The organism is Salinibacterium sp. SWN1162 (assembly GCF_015864675.1).
Lineage (GTDB): Bacteria > Actinomycetota > Actinomycetes > Actinomycetales > Microbacteriaceae > Rhodoglobus.
The window spans coordinates 1736571-1760845 of the sequence record NZ_JADYWT010000001.1 but is presented as its reverse complement, the minus strand read 5'-3'; the positions used below and the strand labels follow the sequence as shown (position 1 = coordinate 1760845).

Here is a 24275-nt window from a genome sequence, read left to right as displayed (position 1 = left end):
GTTCGCCCTATAGAGCCAACGGCACCCGCGATAATGGCACCATGCACATTGCGCACGTCACGAGTTTTTTCGCCGCAGCCCCGGTCGGTCCGTCGAGTGCGGTCCGCTCGCGAGGACTCGCTTACCGAGCGGCAGGCCATGAGTTTTCGGTCATCGTGCCGGGCAAAGAGGCGTCAGTCACCCGGGCAGAGTTCGGCACCGTCATCACGGTTCCAGCCCGCGGTCGTGCCCTAGCTCGGGGTTTTGTGCCGATAGCGAAAGCGGTTCGCCGCGCTCTCGCGTCGCTCGTTCCTGACCAGATCGAGGTCGCCGACAGGCTCAGCGCCCGTGAGATCGGATCGTGGGCGAAGTTGCACAGAGTTCCCGCCATCTATCTCATCGACACGTCGAGCAACGATGCGGCTCATCTCCACAATATCGACGGGTACGATCGCGTAGTTAGCGTCGCACCTCTCGACCACTACCGCGACTCACGAGCCAGTCCCCTAGAACCTAGTGAGCGGTCCGCCAAAGAACCGGCGAACGCCTCTCCTCCAGACGACGAGTTCTTGCGCGCGCCGGCCGGCATAAATCTGGAGATTTTTTCTCCGCTTCGCCACAGCAGCAGCCTGCGGGATTCCAGCGATGCCAATCTCGTGATTCTGTGCGCCACTCCCCTCACCCTCGCCGGACTTCCCGCGCTTGCCATAGATCTCGTAAAACGGCGATCAGCAAAGGGCGAAGACGTTCATTTAGTGATCTTGGGTGATGGGCCGTTGCGTGGCCGTCTGGAACGCAGCGCTGTCGGGCTTCCTGTGCAGTTTCTCGGCGCGCATGACCTCACGCTTACTGAGCGTGCCGAAGTCTTTGCCACCGCGGATATCGCAGTCGTGACGTTAGGGAACCATGAGGGCCACGCGGTTGCTTTGGAGTCCCTCGCATCGGGAACCCCCGTCGTTACAACCAGCGCTTGCGGCCCGTCCCTGACCTTTGTCGACGGTGGCGGGCTCTGTGTGGAACCTGACCTCAACCAGATTGAGGGTGCTATCCGAGCGCTCGAGGTGCAGCCTGTTGAGAACCGCAGGAACGCCGCTCGTTCAAGCTCACTTATTCATGACTGCGCGGCTTCAGAACGCGACCTTCTCGCTCTACACGAGTCGCTGCATTCGTCACTACCCCGCAATGCTCGTTAGCTGCACGTCAAGCGGGTGAGGCGCACTATTTCAGGTGGCCGGCTTGCTCCATCTGTCGCAATTCCTTCTTCAGCTCTTGAACTTCATCACGCAATCGAGCGGCGAGCTCGAACTTTAGTTCAGATGCTGCCTGCAGCATCTGCTCGTTGAGGTCCGAAATGATTTGCTCAAGATCGTTGCCGCCTGCCGCCGCGATTCCCTCGCGCTTGAGATGAGGCGTAGGAGCACGCTTTTTACCATCTCGGCTTCGGGTTGCGAGCAGCTCTGCAGTGTCTGCTCCTTCGCGCAGGAGCGCATCAGTAATGTCTGCGATCTTTTTGCGCAGTGGCTGAGGCTCGATTCCGTGCTCGGTGTTGTACGCAACCTGCTTCTCACGACGACGATCGGTTTCCTCGATCGCGAAAGCCATGGATCGGGTAACGACGTCGGCATACATGTGCACTTCTCCTGAAACGTTACGTGCCGCACGCCCGATGGTCTGGATGAGCGACGTCGACGAACGCAAGAAGCCTTCTTTGTCGGCATCGAGGATCGCTACCAGCGAGACCTCGGGCAAGTCGAGACCTTCTCGAAGAAGGTTGATGCCGACGAGAACGTCGTAGACCCCTTGACGGAGTTCGGTGAGCAGTTCGACGCGCCGCAGCGTATCGACATCTGAATGCAGATAGCGCACACGTACGCCGTTCTCCGAGAGGAATTCGGTGAGCTCTTCAGCCATCTTTTTGGTGAGCGTCGTCACAAGGACACGTTCATGCTTTTCAACCCGGTCAGTGATCTGCTCGAGAAGGTCGTCGATCTGGCCCTTGGAGGGCTTCACGACGATCTGCGGATCGATGAGTCCGGTGGGGCGAATGACTTGCTCAACGATGGAGTCGGTGATGCCGAGTTCGTACTTACCCGGCGTTGCCGAAAGATATACCTTCTGACCGACCCTGTCGAGGAACTCCTCCCACTTGAGCGGTCGATTGTCGAGTGCGCTCGGGAGGCGGAAGCCATGCTCAACAAGCGTTCGCTTGCGAGATGCGTCTCCCTCGTACATTGCGCCGATCTGCGGCACTGTGACGTGCGACTCATCGAGCACAACCAGGAAGTCATCGGGGAAATAGTCGAGCAAACAGCTGGGCGGCTCCCCCGGTTGGCGGCCGTCCATGTGTAGCGAGTAGTTCTCGATGCCGTTACAGAAGCCGATCTGTTCCATCATCTCGATGTCAAAGGTAGTGCGCATACGAAGCCGCTGCGCTTCAAGAAGCTTTCCCTGGCGTTCGAGGACAGCGAGGCGCTCGGCTAACTCCTCTTGAATCGAAACGATTGCCGTTTTGATCGTCTCTGGGCTGGCCGAATAGTGCGTACCCGGGAAAACCGAGACCGAGTCCATCTTCTTCACGATCTCGCCCGTGAGCGGGTGAAGCGAGTACAGGGCTTCGATCTCATCCCCGAACATCTCGATGCGAATAGCCAACTCTTCGTAAACCGGGATGATCTCGATCGTGTCGCCACGCACTCGAAAATTGCCGCGGGAGAAGTCATAGTCGTTGCGCTGATACTGCATGCCAACGAACTTACGAATGAGCGCTTCGCGATCGATGCGCATGCCTACCTGCAAAGCGATCATCGCTTCCAAGTAGGACTCCGCGGCGCCCAATCCATAGATGCTCGATACCGTGGAAACGACGACGGTGTCGCGACGGCTCAGGAGTGAGTTTGTGGTGGAGTGACGAAGGCGCTCAACCTCGGCGTTGACCGAGGAGTCTTTCTCGATGAACGTATCTGTCTGAGGAATGTAAGCCTCAGGCTGGTAGTAATCGTAATAGGACACGAAGTACTCGACAGCGTTATTGGGCATCAAATCACGGAACTCGTTAGCGAACTGAGCCGCGAGGGTCTTGTTGTGCGACATGATGAGCGTCGGACGCTGCACCTGCTCGATCAACCATGCAGTCGTCGCAGACTTACCGGTACCCGTGGCACCCAGCAGAACGATATCGGTCTCACCAGCGTTGATTCGCTGCGCCAGTTCTTTGATTGCTTGTGGCTGATCACCCGACGGTGAGTACTCGCTGATTACCTCAAAAGGACGCACAGATCGAGTTGGTTGCATCCCCCAAGTGTAAACAAGAGCACTGACAACGAGCCTGAAGATCGGGCGTTACGCGAACGCTTAGCGCGAACGCTGCAGCGTGCGGCTCAGCTGACGCCAGACCTCATCCGCACGGGAAACCGTGTCCTCCAATTCATCCCCGGAGTCGATGACGAAGTCAGCCACCGCCCGGCGCTGCTCGCCGGTAGCTTGCGATGCGACACGACGTTCCGCCTCGTCACGACGCATTCCACGGTGTTCCATGAGCCGCTGCACTCGACGATCATCATCGGCCTCGACAGTCACGACTGCTGCAAATCGTGAAAGAGACTGACCGGATTCCACCAGGAGAGGAATGTCGTACACAACGAGAACGTTTGGGTCGTGGGCCTCGGCATCGTCGAATCGCTGTTGCGCGAGCGCCCCAATTGCCGGATGCGTAATGGCATTCAGGGCTTCACGCGCCGCGGCATCGCCAAAAATTTGTTCGCCCAAAATTTTCCGGTCAAGAGAACCGTCGTCCTGCAGCACTTTCTGGCCGAAGCGCTGTGCAATGGCATCGAGTGCTGGCGACCCTGGCTCCACGACTTGCCGAGCCAGGAGATCCGCATCCACGATGACAGCACCGTGCTTGTGCCAGCATGCCGCTACCGTCGATTTTCCCGAGGCGATGCCTCCCGTGAGCGCGATCAAATGCATGCCCTAATGCTAACCTCAGCGAGTCGAAAGGATCTGCGGATGCTCGAAGTTCTCACCGGCAGCGGACTCGCTGTAGCGGCTGGCCTCAACGCCTACATCCCCCTGCTCGTGCTCGGAATTGCGGGTCAGACCCTCGACTTCGTTGAGTTGCCCGCAGCATGGGCGTGGCTCGAGAATCCCTGGGTCATCGCAATCCTTATTGTGCTGCTAATCATCGAAGTGGTTGCGGACAAGGTGCCCATGGTCGATTCCATCAATGATTGGATCCAGACCCTAGTTCGACCCGCAGCCGGCGGCATCGCATTCGGCACGGGCGCTGCCTCCGAAACGGCAGTGGTCACCGACCCCGCTTCATTCTTCTCATCGAGCGCCTGGGTGCCGGTCGCTATCGGAATCGTTCTCGCACTCGGCACCCATGCCACGAAGATGGCCGCACGGCCGGTCCTCAATGCTGCAACGGCGGGGGTGGCGGCGCCGGTTGTCAGCACTCTGGAAGACGTGAGCAGCGTTGTGCTGAGTCTGCTCGCGCTTATCGTTCCTGTGCTCGGCACGATCGCACTAGTGGCGCTCGTAGCTTTGCTCTTCGTGCGAGTGCGACGCGCACGTCGTGCGCAACGTCTCCGCCATTAGCGGCACGATCGCTGACCTCTCGCTGACGAACGCTGACCTTTAACTGACTGTGGCCAGCCTCCCGAAGGAGACTGGCCACAACGTTCAGCTAGGTGTTACTAGTTGTTGCTCGAAAGCTTCTCGCGAAGAGCGGCGAGAGTCTCGTCGTCTGCGAGCGTTCCCGCGCCTGCACTAGATGCAGCGTCGTCGTTCGAGAACGACGATGCTCCGGCGGGTGCACTGCTGATCGATTCTTCCTGAATCGCTGCGGCGGCAACCTGCTTCTTGTGCTGTTCCCAGCGACCCTGGGCAGCAGCGTAATCCTGCTCCCACTTCTCGCGCTGCGACTCGAAGCCGTCTTTCCACTCGTTGGTCTCGGGGTCGAAGCCATCCGGGTACTTGTAGTTACCCTGGTCGTCGTACTCCGTGAGCATTCCGTAGAGAGCGGGGTCGAACTCGGTACCCTCGGGGTCAACGCCTTCGTTGGCCTGCTTGAGGCTCAACGAGATGCGGCGACGCTCGAGGTCAATGTCGATGACCTTGACGAATACTTCGTCGCCAACCGACACGACCTGCTCGGCGAGTTCAACGTGCTTGCCCGAAAGCTCGGAGATGTGCACGAGGCCCTCGATGCCGTCTGCGACGCGAACGAACGCACCGAACGGAACGAGCTTGGTGACCTTACCGGGAGCAACCTGTCCGATTGCGTGGGTACGGGCGAATACCTGCCACGGGTCTTCCTGCGTTGCCTTGAGCGACAGCGACACGCGCTCGCGCTCGAGGTCAACCTCGAGGATTTCAACCGTAACTTCTTGGCCAACTTCAACAACTTCTGAAGCGTGCTCGATGTGCTTCCACGAGAGCTCAGAAACGTGGACGAGTCCGTCTACGCCGCCGAGGTCAACGAATGCACCGAAGTTGACGATCGACGAGACGACACCCTTGCGAACCTGGCCCTTGGCGAGGTTGTTGAGGAACGAAGTGCGGCTAGCCGACTGCGTCTCTTCGAGGAGTGCACGGCGCGACAGAACAACGTTGTTGCGGTTCTTGTCGAGCTCGAGGATCTTGGCTTCGATCTCCTGGCCGAGGTACGGCGTGAGGTCACGAACACGGCGCAGCTCGATGAGCGATGCCGGGAGGAATCCACGAAGTCCGATGTCAACGATGAGTCCACCCTTGACAACCTCGATGACCGAACCGGTGACAACGCCATCCGATTCCTTGATCTTCTCGACGTCGCCCCAAGCACGCTCGTACTGTGCGCGCTTCTTGGAGAGGATGAGGCGGCCTTCTTTGTCTTCCTTCTGAAGAACGAGGGCCTCAACGGTGTCACCAACGTTGACGACCTCAGTGGGGTCAACGTCGTGCTTGATGGAAAGTTCACGTGAGGGAATGACACCCTCAGTCTTGTAACCGACGTCGAGGAGAACCTCGTCACGGTCGATCTTGACGACGGTACCTTCGATAAGGTCACCATCGTTGAAGAACTTCAGCGTCTTTTCGACCGCGGCGAGGAAATCTTCAGCAGATCCAATGTCATTGATGGCGACCTGCTTGGGTGCCTTGTCGGTCGTTGCGTTTGTCATGTAGTAGTTGCTCCGGTATGGGTCACGCTTCGAGAAGCGCATAATTGGGCCGCCGACGAAATGAATCAAATGGATCGCCGAAGGCAGGCGAATAAGAAGTCGCAATTGCGACACTCCAGCCTAGCGCTTAGCCCCGCACAAAACCAACCGTTGAGCGGCCGTATTTCGGGGATTTCACGTCAACTTCACTCGCAGCGGGCATAAGTGGCCCGCCGCGAGTCACGCGCGCTGACCTAGGACGCGGAGTACGGCGCCAAAAGAGCGGTGCGGAGGGTGTCGAGACCGACTCCGCCGACGTTGAGAGCGCGACGGTGGAATTCTTTGAGATCGAAGCCGGCGCCCTCGTGATCCCGACACTCGTCGCGCAGTTGTTCCCAAATTCGCTGACCAACTTTGTATGACGGCGCCTGTCCAGGCCATCCGAAGTAACGGTTCACTTCAAAGCGCACGCTCGCTTGGTCCATGGTCACATTGTTGGTCATGAAGTCCAGGGCATAGTCCCAATCCCAGACGCCAGAACCCGTGAGCTTGGGCTTGCCGAGGTGCACACCGATGTCGAGAACGACCCGAGCTGCCCGCATGCGCTGGCCATCCAGCATGCCAAGGCGGTTCGCTGGGTCATCGAGGAACCCTAGATCACTCATGAGTCGCTCGGCGTAGAGCGCCCAGCCCTCAGCGTGTCCAGAAGACCCGGCTAACTGTCGTCGATAGGTGTTGAGCTGATCGCGATTGTAGACAGCCTGAGCGATCTGCAAATGGTGACCGGGTACGCCCTCGTGGTAGACGGTCGTTGCCTCGCGCCACGTGGTGAACTCGGTCACCGATTCAGGAACAGACCACCACATACGGCCAGGGCGTGAAAAGTCATCGCTCGGACCCGTGTAATAGATGATCCCGTCGTGCGTCGGGGCAATCATGCATTCCAGAGCGCGCATCGGCTCAGCGATGTCGAAGTGCGTACCGGCCAGAGCGTCGATTGCCTCATCACTGAGCTTCTGCATCCACTGCTGCAGCGCTTCCGTTCCATGAAGTGTTCGGGAGGGATCAGCATCGAGGATCTTAATCGCTTCAGCAATCGAAGCACCCGGTTTGATCTCGTGAGCGATCTCTTGCTGCTCGGCAGTCATGCGCGCAAGCTCTTCGATGCCCCACTCGTACGTCTCGTCGAGGTCGATCTTCGCACCGAGGAACGATTGCGACTGCAACGCGTACAAGTCGCGACCGAACGCATCCTGCGACGTGGCGTTCGGGGCCAGTTCCTCTACCAAAAAATGCTCAAGCTTCTGGTAGCTCGAGGCTGCGGCCGCCGCGCCAGCCGACAATGCGGAGCCGAGAGTGCGACTGCCACCAACCGCTTCAGACTGGGCGATGAACGAATCGAAGAATCCGCCAGGAGCGGATATCTGGCGAGCTTGGGCAATCACTTCAGCGACTTGACGCTGCGCGGGAACGACTGAGCCTTCGATGCCGTAACGAAGGGTGGCGATGTAGCCGTCGATCGCTTCGGGGATGTTGTGGAGGCGATCGGCGATGACAGACCAGTCCGCTTCAGTCGCGGTAGGCATCAGGTCAAGCACGCCACGAATATCTTGAGCGGGGCTAGCGAGGTTGTTAAGGTCACGTTTCCACAGCTCAGCGGTGTCAGAATCAAGATCGAGCGTGAGAGTCGACACCATTTCCGCCTTGGTCACTACGTCGACGTCATCGACGATCGGTGCCGCTTCGAGTTGCGCCAGAACCTCGCGAGTGGCAGCAACAACCCTCGCGTGCCCCTCGGGCGAGTAATCGGCGTACCCCGAGTGTTGTCCCGGTGAACCGATATAGGTTCCGATCGCGGGGTTTAGCTCCACCAGCTTCTCAACCCATTGCTCGGCAATCGCGTCAATAGGGGTGGACTCGCGAGGCGAGGCCTGTGTAGCTGTGGGTGATGCGTTCGTGTCTGACATCGTTGTCGGGCTCCTTCAGAGTGCCGCTGTGGGCTTTTCGTCGTCTAGTTCGCTTGCGAGAAGTTGAGCGAGAGCTTCCAGTGCTTCAGAGGCGCTCTCGTCGTTGGAACTGAGGGTAACGCGATCTCCATACCCAATCCCCATCGAAAGCACGCTGAGGATACTGGCAGCGTTTACCGTCTTGCCTTCAGCATTCGTCAGCATGACCGCAACGCCACACTCAGCGACGGCCTGCGCGAAAACTGAGGCGGGACGAGCGTGCAGCCCCACCTTCGAACCGATAGTTACTGTCTTGCTGCTCACCTGTACTCCTTTGTGGGGCGCTCGCGCATCACTTCTCTGTGGTGAACGCTGAGTGGTACCTAATGTGCAGCTGCGTCCCAGTTGTGGCCCGTGCCGATCTGCACATCGAGCGGGACCGACAGAGACGCCGCCCCTGACATTCGCTCATGAACGAGTGTAGTCATTCGCTCGAGCTCTCCCCCAGCGATTTCGAACACCAGTTCATCGTGAACTTGCAGAAGCATGCGCGACTTTAGGCCTTCTTCGCGAATATCGGCGTCGATCTGGAGCATCGCCCGTTTAAGGATGTCCGCCGCCGAGCCTTGGATCGGCGAGTTCAGCGCTTGACGCTCGGCATTATCGCGCAGGACACGGTTCTTTGAGTTGAGATCTCCGAACGGGCGCCGACGACCGAAAATTGTGGTGGTGTACCCGTCGACTCGAGCCTGCTCGACAACATTGCGCAGATAGTCGCGCACGGCACCGAAACGGGCGAAGTAGTCCGTCATCAGCGCCTTTGCTTCGCTCGTCTCGATGCGAAGCTGCTTGCTGAGCCCGAAAGCGCTCAAGCCGTACGCAAGTCCGTAAGACATCGCCTTGACCTTGGTGCGCATTTCAGCGGTGACGTCGGCCGGCTCCACGCCAAAAATGCGCGAGCCAACGAAACGGTGAAGGTCTTCACCGTCCTTGAAGGCCTCGATCAGTCCTTCGTCGCCCGAAAGGTGCGCCATGATGCGCATCTCAATTTGCGAGTAGTCCGCGGTGAGGAGGGTGTCGAAGCCCTCGCCTGCCTCAAACGCGGCACGAATCTGGCGGCCGGTCGCGGTTTTCACCGGAACGTTCTGAAGATTTGGATCATTCGAGGCAATGCGCCCCGTGCTCGATCCCGCTTGCTCGTACGTCGTGTGGACACGACCGGAATCATCAATCGCCTTCTCAATGCCAGTGATGATCTGCACGAGCTTCGTGGCGTCGCGATGCTGGAGTAAAAGGTCAAGGAAAGGGTGGGGTGCTTGCTCTTGGAGGTCGGCGAGGCTCGCAGCATCCGTCGAGAAGCCTGTTTTATTAGCACGGGTCTTCGGCATTTCAAGCTGCGTGAATAGCACTTCTTGAAGCTGCTTCGGGCTGCCTAGATTGATCTCCCGGCCGATAACTTCGAAGGCATTGCGCGCTACGTCAGCCGCAGTCGTACTGAGCGATGAACTGAGGTCTGAGAGCAGCTGGCGGTTGACGGCGATGCCTGTGCGTTCCATCTGAGCAAAGACGGGCACCAAAGGCATTTCGATGTCGGTAAGGACCGCAAGTGATCCCTCATCGAGCCGCCCGGCGAGGTACTCCGCGAGTCGCACGACGTACCAGGACTTTGTCGCTGGGCTCAGCTCTTCAGTCTCCGGGACCAGTTGGTTCGGATCGCCCTGCTCAATGGTTTCGCCGAGGTAGCTGTAGACCTGCGCTTCGAGCTCTTCCGGCTTACCGCTTGGCTTGAGAACCCACGCCGCCAGCATCGTGTCAAAGGCGACACCCGCGATTTCGAGACCGGAGTTCGCCGCAATCTTAATCTGAGCCTTGGCCGAGTGCATGACCTTGGGGGCGTCGCTCGCGAGCCAGCTGGTGAGCGCGTCGTAATCGGGGCGATCGGCAGCCCAAGGAACAAAGGCGGTTTCAGCGGCTGTCGCGAGGCCAAGACCGGTGACAACTCCGTCGACGCTCGTGACGGTGAGCCCGAGCGGCGCGGTGTTGTCTTTACTATTCGTGGCAATCCACTTAGCCAACTCTTCGTCAACCATCGTGCGCACGGCGGGAATAGCCGCCGCATCGTCAGCGGCCTCGGATGCAGTGGCCACAGTCGAGTCGTCGCCGCGTTCGGCACCAGAAATCTTCATGACCCGCTGCAACAGGGTCTTGAACTGCAAACGATCGAACACCTCGCGCACGGCAGCCTCATCGATGGGGCGGCGATCAAGGTCACCAACCTTCACCGGCAGTTCGACCGTGGTGAGCAAGTGATTGAGCTTGCGATTACGTACCGCGCGATCCATTTGGTCGCGCAGGTTCTGACCCACTACGCCCTTGATCTGCTCGGCATTGGCCAACACCTCATCGAGAGACCCGTACAGATTGATCCACTTGACGGCAGTCTTTTCGCCGACCTTGTCGATACCGATGAGATTGTCGCTGGTCTCACCGACGAGAGCCGCGACATCCGGATACTGGGCAGGTTCAACGCCGTACCGTTCGAAGACAGCATCGCGGTCGTAACGCTTAAGCTCCGAAACGCCTCGCGCGTTGGGATACAGAAGCGTGACGTTGTCGTTCACCATCTGAATGGCATCGCGGTCGCCCGAGACGACGAGTACGCGATAGCCGTTCTCGGAGCCTTCGTTCGCCAGCGTGGCAAGAATGTCATCGGCTTCGAAGTCTTCTTTACTCAGGGTCTGGATGCCCATAGCCTTGAGCGCTTCTTCGAGAAGCGGAATTTGACCGACAAACTCAACGGGCGTCTCGCCACGAGTGCCCTTGTACTCCGGATACTCCCGAGTACGGAAGGAGTACCGCGAGATATCGAACGCGACCGCTAAATGCGTGGGTTTCTCGTTCTGAAGAAGAGAAATCAGCATCGACAAAAAACCGTGAATGGCATTGGTGTGCTGCCCATCGCGATTCTGAAAACTGTCGACAGGGAGCGCATAAAAGGCTCGGAAGGCCAACGAGTGGCCGTCAATGATCATAAGAGTAGGCTTTTGGGAATCCGACACGCAGCCAGCCTAGCCGGGGCTGCCGACAGCGGAAACGACCCAACACGAAGGACACCCTCTGTGAAGTACCCCGAGAACCTAGATCCCGAACTCATCGCTCGCCTCGTAGAGTCTGGCGGCGGATCACTCACCCGCAAAATGGGCATCGAATTTCTCGAACTAGGAGCAGAGCGTTCCGTAGCGACGATGCCCGTCGACGGGAACACGCAAGTCATTGGAATCCTCCATGGCGGAGCCCACGTCGTACTTGGAGAGTCCCTGGGCTCCATCTCCTCGGCGATTCACGCTGGCTCCGGTCGTATCGCGATGGGCATCGAGATCAACGCGACCCACAGCCGCTCCGTGCGCTCCGGGATCGTCACGGCGACCTGCACCGCTCTCGCTCTCGGCCGCACTCTGGCCACTCACGAGATCGTGGTGCGTGACGAGCAGGAGCGTCGGCTCTCGACGATCCGGATTACAAACATCCTGAAAGATCGCCCCACGACGTAGTGGCGGGCGTGTCGCACCCCGTTAAACACGACAACCCGGTTCACCTCGTAGAGACGAGGCGGACCGGGTTTGTGGTGGTGTATCTACTTCTTCGCGCTCAGCTGGTCGATGATCGCCTCCGAGACGTCATGCATCGTCAGGCGACGATCCATTGAGGCCTTTTGAATCCAACGGAAAGCGTCGGGCTCGCTGAGCCCCATCTTCTCGTTGAGAAGTCCCTTTGCGCGGTCGACGAGCTTGCGCGTCTCGAAGCGCTCCACGAGGTCGCTGACCTCGGCCTCCAGCGTAATGATCTGGGCATAACGGCTGAGGGCGATTTCGATCGCCGGCAGCAAGTCGTTCGGCGTGAAGGGCTTGACGACATAGGCCAGGGCCCCGGCCTCAGACGCTCGCTCTACAAGCTCCTTCTGGCTGAATGCAGTGAGAAGCACTACCGGGGCGATGTGGTTGGCGCTCAGGCGCTCAGCAGCGGAGATTCCATCCAACTGAGGCATCTTGACATCCATGATGACCAGATCGGGGCGCAGCTCTGTGGCGAGGGCAACAGCGGTTTCGCCATCACCCGCTTCTCCGACAACCTCGTAGCCGGCATCCCGCAGGATTTCGACAATATCCATACGGATGAGCGACTCATCTTCGGCTACGACAACGCGGCGAGGAGCAGTTTGATTGGTGTTTTGGTCAGTCACACAGCCCAGCCTACGGTATTCTATTCAGCGTTGTAGTCAGCCGAATTGGCGGAATGGTAGACGCGGAGCACTCAAAATGCTTTGTTCGAAAGGACGTGTGGGTTCGAGTCCCACATTCGGCACAACGAAAGACGGGAAACCGGGAGCGGATCTGCTCCCGGTTTTTTTCGTTAACGGCAACAGCGGCACGAACTCGAAAGTTCGTGCCGCTGTTCGGCCGTTAGTAGCCTGCTGGCGCTACTTCGTGGCCCAAGCTGGTGCCTTTGCGTTGACGGCGTCGCCGATAACGTGAACACGCAAGTCGTTGGTGGATCCGGAGATTCCGGGAGGGGATCCCGAAATCACTACGACCTTGTCGCCCACTTCGGCGAGCTTCTCACCAAGGAGCACTTCGTCGACCTGGCGATACATTTCATCGGTGTGAGTTACCCGGTCAACGATGAAGGACTCGATTCCCCAAATCAGTGACATGCGACGTTGAATCTCCGGGCTAGGCGTGAACGCTTTCATCGGAATGCGGAAGCGCAAACGGGACATGCGACGAGCAGAGTCACCGGTCTCAGTGAAGACACACACAAACTTCGCTTCAACGAATGAAGCGACCTCTGCAGCAGCGAGAGTGATCGCCCCGCCCTGCGTCTTCGGCTTAGTGCCGAGTTCAGCAATGCGGTCGAGTCCGTGCTCTTCGGTCGACTCCACGATCTTCGCCATGGTCTGCACGGTGATGACGGGGTACTCCCCTACGCTGGTCTCTCCGCTGAGCATGACAGCGTCAGCACCATCGAGAATGGCGTTGGCGACGTCAGAGGTCTCGGCGCGGGTCGGCACGGGGCTTGAAATCATGGACTCAAGCATCTGAGTCGCGACGATCACTGGCTTCGCCATGCGACGAGCGAGCTCGACAGTGCGCTTCTGCACGATCGGCACAGCCTCAAGGGGAAGTTCCACGCCGAGGTCACCACGAGCAACCATGATCGCGTCGAACGCATCGATGATCGCTTCGAGGTGATCGACAGCCTGGGGCTTCTCGATCTTCGCGATAACGGGAACGCGACGACCCTCTTCATCCATAATTTCGTGGACGCGAACGATGTCCTCGGCGTTACGAACGAACGAGAGGGCGATCAGATCGGCGCCAAGTTTCAGGCCCCAACGGAGATCGTCTTCATCCTTTTCAGAAAGAGCGGGAACGTTGACTGCGACACCGGGAAGGTTGATTCCCTTGTTATTCGACACGGCGCCAGCGACCACAACTTCGGTCGTGACGACGGTGTCAGTCGCGGAAACGACCTTGACTTTAACCTTGCCATCATCGATGAGCAAGAAGTCGCCGGCAGCAACGTCTTGCGGCAATCCCTTGAAGGTGGTGCCGCAAATCTCGCGGTTCCCTACGATGTCTTCGATCGTGATTTTGAAGATATCGCCAACCGCAAGGTCATACGGACCATCTTCGAACTTACCGAGGCGAATCTTGGGACCTTGCAGGTCGACCATCACCGCTACCGGCTTGCCGGCATCCTGAGCGGCGCGACGCACGTTCGCGTACACCTCTTCGTGGACGGCGTAGCTTCCATGGCTGAGGTTCATACGAGCAACATCGACACCTGCATCGATGATTGCCCTGATGTTCTCGTAGCTCGACGTAGCCGGGCCGAGCGTCGCGACGATTTTAGCGCGTCTCATATCTTCCTTTGACGGGTTGTGGTGGTGGTAGTGGTGGTGGAAATATTAAAGCGTCATGCCGCGATCGTCCGGGCGAACGGGGAACGGCAATTGCGTCTCCCCCTCAAGGTAGCGATCAACCGCGGATGCCGCAGCCCTACCTTCTGCGATTGCCCAGACAATGAGCGACTGGCCACGACCGGCGTCTCCGACGACGTACACGCCAGGGGTGCCGCTTTCGTAGTTTTCGTCGCGCGTGAGGTTGCCGCGAGCATCTGCCTCGAGCGGAAGCTGCTTGTCGAGGGTGTCCGTTTCTGGACCGGTGAACCCAAGGGCGAGAAGAACGAGATCGGCGGGGATCTCGCGCTCGGAGCCTGCCTTGGGAACACGACGACCATCGACGAACTCAGTCTCCGCGACGCGGATAGCCCGCACCTCGCCGACCGAGTTGGTCAGGAACTCTACCGTTGAGGCTAGGTATTGACGCTCGCCGCCCTCTTCGTGAGCGCTGGAGACCTCGAATAGCGTGGGAGTGAGTGGCCAGGGCTGGTGCTCAGGACGCTCGCTTGGCGGCTGAACGCCGATGGCGAGGTTGGTCACCGACAGTGCGCCCTGGCGGTGCGCGGTGCCGATGCAGTCAGCACCGGTATCTCCACCACCGAGAACAACGACATGCTTGCCCTCAGCCGTAACCTGCTCGCTGACAGTGTCGCCCGCGACAGCACGGTTGGACTGAACGAGGTACTCCATGGCGAAGTGAACGCCGAGCGCGTCGCGACCGGGAATCGGCAAGTCCCTGGGTGCGGTAGCTCCCGTAGCGACGACGACAGCGTCATAGCGTGACCGAAGATCATTCCATGAGATATCGACACCGATAGTGACGCCGGCGCGGAATCGAGTGCCCTCAGCCTGCATTTGGGCAAGCCGCGACTCGATGTGGCGCTTTTCCATTTTGAAGTCGGGGATGCCGTAGCGCAGCAGTCCGCCGATGCGGTCTTCACGCTCGAAGACAGCAACCGTGTGACCGGCGCGAGTGAGCTGTTGAGCGGCAGCCAGCCCCGCGGGACCGGAACCGACCACGGCGACAGTCTTGCCCGTCAAGCGTCCGGGAGGATGCGGCGTGACATTGCCATCGGCGAAGGCCTGATCAATGATCGACACTTCAATCTGCTTGATCGTGACCGCAGGCTGGTTGATCCCCAGCACACAGGAGCTTTCACACGGCGCCGGGCACAAACGACCCGTGAACTCTGGGAAGTTGTTCGTGGCGTGAAGACGCTCGATTGCCTCGGCACTTTCGCCGCGGCGCATCAAGTCGTTCCACTCTGGGATTAGGTTGCCGAGGGGGCATCCCTGATGACAGAACGGAACTCCACAGTCCATGCAACGGCCAGCTTGCCGAGCCAACTGGCCCGACTCTTGCTGCTCATAAACCTCTTTATAATCCATCAGTCGAAGGCTGACGGGGCGCCGCTTCGGAAGCTCGCGCTCTTGGACCTTGAGGAATCCCTTGGGATCAGCCACCGGTAACCTCCCTAATTCGTGCCCAGGTAACGTCCCCGTCGGGGTCGAGTCCCTCAGCTAATGCAGTCTCTCGAGTCTGGATGACGGCCGCGTAATCACGAGGCGTAACCTTCGTGAACTGGGCTGCCGTGGCATCCATATCGGCCAGCATGCCTTCGGCAACTATTGACCCGGTCTCTTCGAGATGACGTTCGAGGAGATCCTTGACGATTTCGATATCCGCGCCACCAAGGCCGCTCAATATCAACTCCCCCGAACTCAGGGAGTCACCATTGACGCGCTCTTCGCGGAGCTGGTGAATGTAGGCGGTTCCGCCCGACATTCCAGCACCGAGGTTGCGGCCGGTAGCGCCGAGAATCAGGACCAAGCCACCCGTCATGTATTCGAGCGCGTGGTCACCCACTCCTTCAGCGACTGCCGTAGCGCCCGAGTTTCGCACCATGAAGCGCTCACCCACCTTGCCGCGGATGAAAATGCTGCCGCTTGTTGCGCCATAACCAATAACGTTTCCGGCGATCACGTTTTTTTCCGCAGCGAAGACGCTAGTGAGATCAGGACGCACCACGACGGAGCCGCCGGACAAGCCCTTGCCGACGTAGTCATTGCTGTCGCCGTAGAGCTTGATCGAAATTCCAGCCGGAACGAACGCAGCCAACGACTGACCGGCAGAGCCGTGCAGAGTGATCGAGATCGTGTCGGTGGGCAAACCGTGTTCACCATGGCGACGAGTTACTTCGTGGCCCAGCATCGTTCCGACGGCACGGTCAGTGTTACGAACGTGCAGATCGATCTCAACGGACTCTTTATTTTCTAAGGCCGCTTGACTCAGCTGAATGAGCTGCTGGTCAAAGTGCTCGGCGAGTTCGTGGTCCTGCTCAACCGCATGGGTGCGGGGTTCCGAGTCGCTGAACTCAGGACCGTTGAACACGGGCGACAAATCGAGGCCGTCTGTCTTCCAATGCGAAACCGCACGGTTGACATCGAGAAGCTCGCTATGCCCGATTGCTTCTTCTAGCGTGCGGAAACCCAGCTCAGCAAGGTACTCGCGAACTTCCTGGGCCAAGAACTCGAAGAAATTGACCACGAATTCGGGCTTGCCCGTGAAGCGTTCCCGCAACTCAGGATTCTGAGTTGCGACACCAACGGGGCACGTGTCGAGGTGACAGACGCGCATCAAGATGCACCCTGAGACGACAAGAGGAGCCGTAGCGAAGCCATACTCTTCAGCGCCAAGAAGCGCGCCGATGATGACATCACGACCGGTCTTCATCTGACCGTCTACCTGAACCACGACGCGATCGCGCATGCCGTTGAGCATGAGCGTCTGCTGGGTCTCAGCCAAGCCGATTTCCCACGGGGTGCCCGCATGCTTGAGCGAGTTCAACGGGCTCGCACCGGTACCGCCATCGTGGCCGGAGACAAGTACGACGTCAGCCTTGGCCTTCGTTACACCGGCAGCGACTGCGCCAATGCCCTTCTGGCTCACGAGCTTCACGTGAACACGTGCCGAGGGATTCGAGCGCTTGAGGTCGAAGATCAGCTGTTTGAGGTCTTCAATCGAGTAAATGTCGTGGTGGGGCGGCGGCGAAATTAGACCGACGCCGGGAGTGCCATGACGCGTTCGAGCGATCCAGGGGTAAACCTTGCCTGCGGGCAGCTGCCCGCCTTCACCCGGCTTTGCGCCCTGAGCCATCTTGATTTGGATGTCGTCAGCGTGCGTCAAATACATGCTCGTGACGCCGAAACGGCCTGAGGCCACCTGCTTGATGGCACTGCGACGTGTCGGGTCGAGAAGGCGGTCGACATCTTCACCGCCCTCACCCGTGTTGGACCGCGCGCCGAGCTGGTTCATCGCAATAGCCAGCGTCTCGTGCGCTTCCTTGCTGATCGAGCCGTAACTCATCGCACCGGTGCTGAAACGCTTGACGATGCTGGACACCGGCTCAACCTCGTCAATCGCGATGGGCGTTCGCTCATCCTTCTTGAATTTAAAGAGGCCGCGCAGAGTCATCAGGTTCTCCGCCTGCTCATCTACCTTCGAGGTGTACTCCCGGAAGATGTCATAGCGGCGGTTACGCGTAGCGTGCTGCAGCTTGAATACAGTCTCTGGGTTGAAGAGATGCGGTGGTCCTTCACGGCGCCACTGGTACTCGCCGCCTGTGTTGAGGCGCTCGTGGACCGTCGGCGCACGATCCTCGGGGTACGCAGCGATGTGACGCTCAGCATTTTCGCGAGCAATGACATCGAGCCCGATGCCGCCAAGGATGCTCTTAGTGCCAGTGAAGTACTGGTCTACGAAGGCCTGCGACAGACCGACAGCTTCAAAAGCCTGGGCGCCAGCATAGGAGCTCACTACGGAGATGCCCATCTTGGACATGATCTTCAACACGCCCTTACCGAGCGCGGTGATGAGGTTGCGAACGGCCTTCTCAGGCGTGAGTCGTGTAATGGTGCCGTTGCGGACGAGTTCTTCGGCAGATTCCATCGCGAGGTACGGGTTGATCGCGGAAGCACCGTAGCCGACGAGAAGCGCGACGTGGTGAACCTCACGAACGTCACCAGCCTCGACGATCATTCCGACCTTCATACGCTCCTGTTGGCGGATGAGGTGGTGGTGCACAGTAGCGAGCATGAGCAATGACGGAATCGGAGCGAGGTCCTTGTTCGAGTCACGGTCCGAGAGAACGATGAACTCGGCACCAGCGGCGATCGCAGCGTCCGCTTCGGCGCACATCTCAGCCAGACGGGATTCCATCGCCGACGGGCCAGCATCAACGCGGTACAGCCCCTTGATCGTCGTCGAAAGACGACTTCCCGGGTGCGGTTCGATGTGTTGAATCTTGGCGAGTTCGTCGTTGTCGATCACGGGGAATGGCAGCGCGACTTGCTTGGCGTGCTCTGGCGTTGCGTTCAGCAGGTTGCGCTGCGGACCAATGCCCAGCGCCATCGAGGTAACGACGGCTTCTCGAATCGAGTCGAGCGGCGGATTTGTTACCTGCGCGAACTGCTGCGTGAAGTAGTCGAAGAGCAGTCGCGGGCGCTGTGAGAGCACAGCAATCGGAGTATCCGATCCCATGGCGCCCAACGGCTCGGCGCCCAGTCGCGACATCGGCTCGATGAGGATGCGCACTTCTTCCTCGGTATAACCGAACGTGCGCTGACGACGAGTGACGGACGCGGGGGTGTGCACGATGTGCTCACGCTCAGGAAGCTCTTCCAGAGCGATTCGACCGCTCTCGAGCCACTCAGCCCACGGCTGCGATGCCGCGAGTTCTGCCTTGATCTCGTCGTCTTCGATCAGACGACCAGCGGCGGTGTCGACAAGGAACATCTTGCCGGGACGCAGTCGTCCCTTGCGAACAACCTTCGTCGGCTCGACGTCGAAGACCCCGATCTCGCTCGCAAGAACAACGAGGCCATCATCCGTCACCAAGTAGCGACCGGGACGAAGTCCGTTGCGGTCGAGAGTGGCACCCACGAGGGAGCCATCGGTGAAGACGAGGGCGGCAGGACCATCCCAGGGCTCCATGAGCATCGAGTGGTACTCGTAGAACGCGCGACGGCGCGGGTCGGTATCCGTCTGGTTCTCATACGCTTCGGGCACCATCATCATCATGGCGTGCGGCAGCGAACGACCGGCGAGGTTGAGTAGTTCAACTACCTCATCGAACGAGGCCGAGTCGCTGGCGCCTGGAGTGTTAACCGGCAGGATGTCCTTGATGTCACCGAAGACTGCGGACTCGAGCTGAGACTGGCGGGCGCGCATCCAGTTGCGGTTGCCCTGCACGGTGTTGATTTCACCGTTGTGAGCCACCATGCGGAAAGGCTGCGCAAGCGGCCAGGACGGGAAGGTATTCGTAGAGTACCGCGAGTGAACAAGCGCAAGCTTGGACGCGAAACGCTCGTCAGAAAGGTCAGGGTAGAACGGCTCAAGCTGAAGCGTCGTGACCATTCCCTTATAGGTGATCGTGCGGCACGACAACGAGGGGAAGTACACGTGAAGCTCGCGCTCGGCGCGCTTGCGAAGGCGATAGGTCTGGCGATCAAGGTGAATGCCACGCAGCGTGCCCTTGAGGTCGACGCGCTTCGACTGCAGGAAGAGCTGCTCGAATGCCGGCATGGCGCCGCGAGCCAGCGAGCCAAGCTCTCCCGGTTGGATCGGAACGTCGCGCCAGCCAAGTACGGTGAGATCTTCTTCTTCAGCAAGCTTCTCGATGCCCTGTTTGACCTCGGCGCGCGCTGCGCTGTCGAGGGGCAAGAACGCGATACCCGCGGCGTAGCGGCCCTCAGTGGGCAGCTCGAACTCGACGACGGCACGGAAGAACGCATCCGGAATCTGAAGCATGATGCCTGCACCGTCACCGGTACCAGCGTCAGAGCCTACGGCTCCGCGGTGCTCAAGATTACGCAGCGCCTCGAGGGCGGTGGCGATAATGTCGTGCCCGGGAGTGCCGCGAAGCGTCGCCACCATGGCGAGCCCACAGGCATCTTTCTCGTTGGTTGGGTCATACATCCCCTGTGCTGCGGGGATAGAACCAAAGCGTTCAAAGGGTGGGGTAACAGCCATGCCGTACCGTCCTCACGTATTACTGGTGCGGAGAGGGACTTCTATGGCCCAGAGACAATTTTCAGCGCCTGATTCAGGCCTGAGGGGGTGCGACCGCTTGTGGCGGACTATTTCGAAGCAATGACGGGAGCGGACTCCTCGACAGCGTTGACGACAATGTCATGCTCCGAATAACGTTCTTCGGAGTTTACAACACCATCGGCAGACCACGTGTGACCATCGACGTAGGCAGTCTTCTCGACACCCACATGACGCCGAGACTGGATGATGAAGAGAACGATACCGAGAGCAACGGTAAGCAGTGCCCCCCAGACGTTCACGCGCAACCCAAGAATCACTTCACTGGGGTCAATGCGAATCGACTCGAACCAGACGCGGCCAATGCCGTACCAGATCATGTAGAGGGCCCAGACCTTGCCCCACTGCAAGCGAACCGGACCGGTCGGCGCAAAGACTGGCACCGTAAGACCGAGAACGTGCTTCTTGACGAAGCCGTACTGACGCTCCATCGTGAGCAAGAACACGATGCCCACGACGTTCCAAATCATCTCGTAGAGGAACGTCGGGTGGAACAGCGTGTCGACCGGGAGCCCGACGGGGATGGCCGAATTGCCGGCATCGATCTGTAGACCCCAGGGCAGCGCTGTCGGCTGGCCGAAGAGCTCCTGGTTGAAGTAGTTGCCGAGGCGACCGATCGCCTGCGCCAGAAGCATGGCGGGAGCCAGAGCATCCGCAAAACTCCAGAATCGGATGCCGGTCATGCGAGCACCGATGTAAGCACCGACCGCACCGCCGATGAGGGAACCGAAGATGGCGTTGCCACCGTTCCAGATACGAATGACTTCCCAAGGGTCTGCGCCCTCGTAGAAGTAGTCACCGGGGTGAGTCACTACGTGGTACAAACGTGCGCCCACGAGCCCGAGCGGCACCGCCCAAATGATGATGTCGATGACGATCCCCGGCTCGGCACCGTGACGCGCCAGCCGGCGCTCCGTGAGCATCGTCGCGGCGATGATGCCAAGCAGAATGCAGATGGCGTACGTGTGAATCTGGACTGCTTGACCGAAGTCGAGCCCGATAGCACTGAACCACTGATCAAACGGGATCGTAACAAGCGTCGACCACGAGTCAGGTGGGCTCGGGATACTGAGGGGCACTAATGACAAGGAGGTCACCTTTCTGGACTGCGACTAAGCAAGAGTACCGGTCGCAAGTGACGCTGCAGTCTTCGCGACAGCTTCCACCCCACCGGTCGACAACGCACTAACAAAAACTGACCCAACAATCGCGCCGTCGGCATACGTCAAGACCTCGCGCACCTGCTCGGCGGTCGAGATACCGAGGCCCACACAGGCGCTGGTGGAACCGGCGTCACGCAAACGGGCCACCAAGGTCTTCGCTGCAGCATCCACGTCGGAGCGTGCGCCCGTGATGCCCATCGTCGATACGGCGTACACAAATCCGCTGCTCATTTCGACCGCGCGAGCGAGTCGAGCATCGCTTGACGATGGGGCCGCGAGGAATACACGGTCGAGACCAGTGCGCTCGGATGCGGCGATCCAATCAGCGGCTTCGTCGCTGACGAGGTCGGGCGTGATAATTCCGGCACCGCCGGCGGCCTTGAGCTCGTCGGCAAAGCGATCAACCCCGTACTGCATGATCGGGTTCCAGTAGCTCATGAGAACAACCGGTGCCGCCACGCGCGACGTAATTTCGCGAACCGCGTCAAAGCCGTCCTGAAGACGGAAGCCGTTCGATAGCGCGGTTTGCGTTGCCTTCTGGATGGCAGGACCGTCCATAACGGGATCTGAGTACGGCAGGCCGAGTTCGATGACGTCGACACCATTTTCAGCCATTGCTACGGCTGCTTCGATGCTCTCAGCTAACGTAGGAAAACCGACGGGCAGGTACCCGATGAGCGCGCCGCCGCGTTCCGCGTTCGCGCGGGCAATGGCCGCTTCTACTGCGCTCACAGTTATTCCCCTGCCTGTGCGGCTTCGGATGAATCGAGCAGCTCGAAATATTCGGCTGCCGTTTCCATGTCCTTATCGCCGCGACCACTGAGGTTCACGAGGATGACCGACTCCGGGCCGAGTTCCTTGCCGAGTTTAATTGCTCCCGCCAGTGCGTGAGCAGACTCGATGGCGGGAATGATTCCCTCGGTACGGCTCAGCAGACGCAGCGCATCCATGGCTTCAGCATCCGTGATCGGTTCATAATTGGCACGCCCGATGTCTTTGAGCCACGAGTGTTCGGGGCCGACGCCGGGATAATCTAAGCCAGCCGAGATCGAATGCGATTCAACCGTCTGGCCTTCATCGTCTTGCAACATGTAGCTGCGCGCACCGTGCAGAACGCCGGGGCGACCGCGCGTGAGCGTAGCGGCGTGGCGCTCGGTCAAATGACCCTCGCCAGCGGCCTCGTAGCCGTAAAGCGCAACATCAGCATCGTCGAGGAACGCATGGAAAATACCCATGGCGTTGCTACCGCCGCCCACACAGGCGACGACGGCCGTGGGCAGTGAGCCAGTGAGCGCGAGAACTTGCTTACGTGCCTCATCGCCAATGACGCGGTGGAAATCGCGAACCATGACCGGGAACGGATGAGGACCGGCAACGGTGCCCATCAGGTAGTGAGTATCGTCAACGTTGGCGACCCAGTCGCGCAGGCCCTCGTTGATCGCGTCTTTCAGCGTGCGAGAACCGGCGGTGACGGGAACAACTTCGGCCCCGAGAAGGCGCATACGCGCAACGTTGAGGGCCTGACGCTCAGTGTCGACCTCGCCCATGTATACAACACACGACATTCCGAAGAGTGCCGCAGCAGTCGCCGTAGCGACACCGTGCTGACCGGCACCGGTCTCAGCGATCAGGCGCGTCTTGCCCAAACGACGGGCAAGGAGGGCTTGGCCCAACACGTTGTTGATCTTGTGGGAACCCGTGTGGTTGAGATCTTCGCGCTTGAGAATTATGCGGGCACCGCCAGCGTGCTCCGCAAAGCGCGGTATCTCAGTGATGATCGAAGGACGCCCCGTGTAGCTCGCGTGGAGCTCAGCAAGCTCCGCTGCAAACTCAGGGTCGTTCTTGGCTTCGTTATAGGCGGCGTCTAACTCGTCGAGAGCGGCAATGAGGGATTCTGGAACGAATCGCCCACCGAACTCACCGAAGTAGGGGCCAACTTCATCTTTTAGCATTAGCAGTCCAAAAAGTCTTGCAAAGTCGCGATCGGGTCGCCAGTGACAAGCGCTTCGCCTACAAGGACGACATCAGCGCCCGCGTTACGATAATGCGCAACATCTGCAGCAGTTTTCACCGCCGACTCTGCGATGCGGATCACTCCGCTGGGAATCTGGTCGGCAAGTTCGCCAAACAGATTTTGGTCAAGTTCAAACGTGCTCAAGTCGCGAGCGTTGACCCCGACGAGGCTGGCTCCGACGTCGAGTGCTCGGGACACCTCTTCCGCTGAATGCGTCTCCACCAACGGGGTCATGCCGAGCTGCACGACGAGGTTGTACAGCGTAGTCAACGTCTGCTGGTCAAGAGCCGCAACGATCAGGAGAACCAAGTCGGCTCCTGCCGCCCGAGCCTCGAATACTTGATATGGCTCGGCAATGAAGTCCTTGCGCAATACGGGCAACCGCACGACCGACTTCACTGTAATCAGGTCTTCAAGCGAACCGCCAAAGCGGCGCTGTTCAGTGAGCACGCTGATCGCGCTCGCTCCCCCGGTTTGGTACGAGGTGGCGAGCGACGCAGGATCGCTGATCTCGGCGAGAGCCCCGCGTGAGGGACTCGAGCGCTTGATCTCAGCGATGATGTGGACGCGCTCACGAGGAGACAGCGCCTCAAGAGCATCAAGAGCGGGGGCAGCATCAGCCGCGGCGCGCTCTACAACGGCCAGACTGACAGACTCACGACGGACGGCGGCGTCTTCACGAGCGCCGTCAACTAAATCGGAGAGCACTCTAGCTGTGGGTCGTGGGGGTGAGCTTGTCGCCACCCACGCCATAGCCGAGGCGCTTGAGCACCTGGCCGACGATCAACCCCACGACTACGAGTCCGGCCGACGCGAAGACAAGCCACGCGATGTTGAACCAGAATGCGAGTGTTCCGATGGAGAAGGCGACCAACATGATCACTACAGCGGTCCATGCCGCCGGGGAGTTTCCGTGGCCGGGGTCATTATCAGTACTCATCAGGCTCCATCCTTTGCTG

18 protein-coding genes and 1 tRNA gene are annotated in these 24275 nt (G+C 59.5%); 4 read left to right on the top strand and 15 right to left on the bottom strand.

The genetic code is table 11. The features are described from left to right. Positions 1 to 41: 41 nt before the first annotated feature. Positions 42 to 1172: a glycosyltransferase gene (locus I6E58_RS08280; RefSeq protein ID WP_197132165.1), complete on the top strand. Its 1131-nt coding sequence runs from the start codon at positions 42 to 44 to the stop codon at positions 1170 to 1172. Between the two features lie 25 nt (positions 1173 to 1197). Here the strand turns inward: I6E58_RS08280 and uvrB are convergent, their stop codons facing one another. Together uvrB and coaE are read right to left on the bottom strand one after the other, a co-directional pair. Continuing rightward, on the bottom strand, positions 1198 to 3270 hold the full coding sequence (gene uvrB / locus I6E58_RS08275; RefSeq protein ID WP_197132163.1) for an excinuclease ABC subunit UvrB: 2073 nt from the start codon (positions 3268 to 3270) through the stop codon (positions 1198 to 1200). Between the two features lie 60 nt (positions 3271 to 3330). Further along, complete coding sequence (gene coaE / locus I6E58_RS08270; RefSeq protein WP_197132161.1) at positions 3331 to 3948, bottom strand: dephospho-CoA kinase; 618 nt, start codon at positions 3946 to 3948, stop codon at positions 3331 to 3333. 39 nt (positions 3949 to 3987) lie between these two features. Here coaE and I6E58_RS08265 point away from each other — a divergent pair, with 39 nt between their 5' ends. Continuing rightward, positions 3988 to 4578: a DUF4126 domain-containing protein gene (locus I6E58_RS08265; protein WP_197132160.1), complete on the top strand. Its 591-nt coding sequence runs from the start codon at positions 3988 to 3990 to the stop codon at positions 4576 to 4578. 98 nt (positions 4579 to 4676) lie between these two features. On the opposite strand, the gene rpsA is transcribed toward I6E58_RS08265, so the two are convergent. The 4 genes from rpsA to polA form a co-directional block, all read right to left on the bottom strand. Continuing rightward, the gene (gene rpsA, locus I6E58_RS08260; RefSeq protein ID WP_100389304.1) at positions 4677 to 6143 is read right to left on the bottom strand and encodes a 30S ribosomal protein S1; all 1467 of its coding nucleotides are present in this window, start codon (positions 6141 to 6143) and stop codon (positions 4677 to 4679) included. Between the two features lie 233 nt (positions 6144 to 6376). Further along, a complete protein-coding gene (locus I6E58_RS08255) occupies positions 6377 to 8089 on the bottom strand; it encodes a DUF885 domain-containing protein (protein WP_197132159.1) in 1713 nt (570 codons plus the stop codon). A 15-nt stretch (positions 8090 to 8104) separates the two neighbouring features. Further along, the gene (locus tag I6E58_RS08250; RefSeq protein ID WP_197132158.1) at positions 8105 to 8392 is read right to left on the bottom strand and encodes an HPr family phosphocarrier protein; all 288 of its coding nucleotides are present in this window, start codon (positions 8390 to 8392) and stop codon (positions 8105 to 8107) included. Positions 8393 to 8451: 59 nt separating this feature from the next. Next, entirely contained in the window at positions 8452 to 11100 is a 2649-nt protein-coding gene (polA, locus tag I6E58_RS08245) for a DNA polymerase I (protein WP_231595178.1), read from the bottom strand. Between the two features lie 87 nt (positions 11101 to 11187). On the opposite strand from polA, the gene I6E58_RS08240 reads away from it, so the two are divergent. Continuing rightward, the gene (locus tag I6E58_RS08240) at positions 11188 to 11619 is read left to right on the top strand and encodes a hotdog fold thioesterase (protein WP_307842039.1); all 432 of its coding nucleotides are present in this window, start codon (positions 11188 to 11190) and stop codon (positions 11617 to 11619) included. An 83-nt stretch (positions 11620 to 11702) separates the two neighbouring features. On the opposite strand, the gene I6E58_RS08235 is transcribed toward I6E58_RS08240, so the two are convergent. Next, complete coding sequence (locus I6E58_RS08235; protein ID WP_197132156.1) at positions 11703 to 12308, bottom strand: ANTAR domain-containing response regulator; 606 nt, start codon at positions 12306 to 12308, stop codon at positions 11703 to 11705. A 39-nt stretch (positions 12309 to 12347) separates the two neighbouring features. Between I6E58_RS08235 and I6E58_RS08230 the strand changes: the two genes are divergently transcribed. Then, positions 12348 to 12430, top strand: a tRNA-Leu gene (locus I6E58_RS08230). A 115-nt stretch (positions 12431 to 12545) separates the two neighbouring features. Here the strand turns inward: I6E58_RS08230 and pyk are convergent. The 8 genes from pyk to I6E58_RS08190 all read right to left on the bottom strand — a co-directional run bounded on the left by pyk (position 12546) and on the right by I6E58_RS08190 (position 24256). After that, positions 12546 to 13991, bottom strand: coding sequence for a pyruvate kinase (gene pyk, locus I6E58_RS08225; RefSeq protein WP_197132154.1), 1446 nt, complete (start codon positions 13989 to 13991; stop codon positions 12546 to 12548). A 45-nt stretch (positions 13992 to 14036) separates the two neighbouring features. Next, complete coding sequence (locus I6E58_RS08220; protein WP_197132152.1) at positions 14037 to 15494, bottom strand: glutamate synthase subunit beta; 1458 nt, start codon at positions 15492 to 15494, stop codon at positions 14037 to 14039. Further along, positions 15487 to 20061: a glutamate synthase large subunit gene (gene gltB / locus I6E58_RS08215; RefSeq protein ID WP_197132151.1), complete on the bottom strand. Its 4575-nt coding sequence runs from the start codon at positions 20059 to 20061 to the stop codon at positions 15487 to 15489. Before gltB ends, I6E58_RS08220 begins: the two co-directional genes overlap by 8 nt. Before the next feature lie 107 nt (positions 20062 to 20168). After that, positions 20169 to 21218, bottom strand: a complete 1050-nt coding sequence (lgt, locus tag I6E58_RS08210; protein WP_197132946.1) for a prolipoprotein diacylglyceryl transferase — start codon at positions 21216 to 21218, stop codon at positions 20169 to 20171. A gap of 33 nt (positions 21219 to 21251) precedes the next feature. After that, positions 21252 to 22034 carry a tryptophan synthase subunit alpha gene (gene trpA / locus I6E58_RS08205; protein WP_197132149.1) on the bottom strand — a complete coding sequence of 261 codons (783 nt, stop codon included), beginning with the start codon at positions 22032 to 22034 and terminating at the stop codon, positions 21252 to 21254. Positions 22035 to 22036: 2 nt separating this feature from the next. Beyond that, positions 22037 to 23254 carry a tryptophan synthase subunit beta gene (gene trpB, locus I6E58_RS08200; protein WP_197132148.1) on the bottom strand — a complete coding sequence of 406 codons (1218 nt, stop codon included), beginning with the start codon at positions 23252 to 23254 and terminating at the stop codon, positions 22037 to 22039. Continuing rightward, positions 23254 to 24024: an indole-3-glycerol phosphate synthase TrpC gene (trpC, locus tag I6E58_RS08195; protein WP_197132146.1), complete on the bottom strand. Its 771-nt coding sequence runs from the start codon at positions 24022 to 24024 to the stop codon at positions 23254 to 23256. The genes trpB and trpC overlap by 1 nt, the downstream gene beginning before the upstream one ends. Position 24025: 1 nt before the next feature. Beyond that, positions 24026 to 24256, bottom strand: a complete 231-nt coding sequence (locus tag I6E58_RS08190) for a DUF6704 family protein (RefSeq protein WP_197132144.1) — start codon at positions 24254 to 24256, stop codon at positions 24026 to 24028. Positions 24257 to 24275 lie beyond the last annotated feature (19 nt).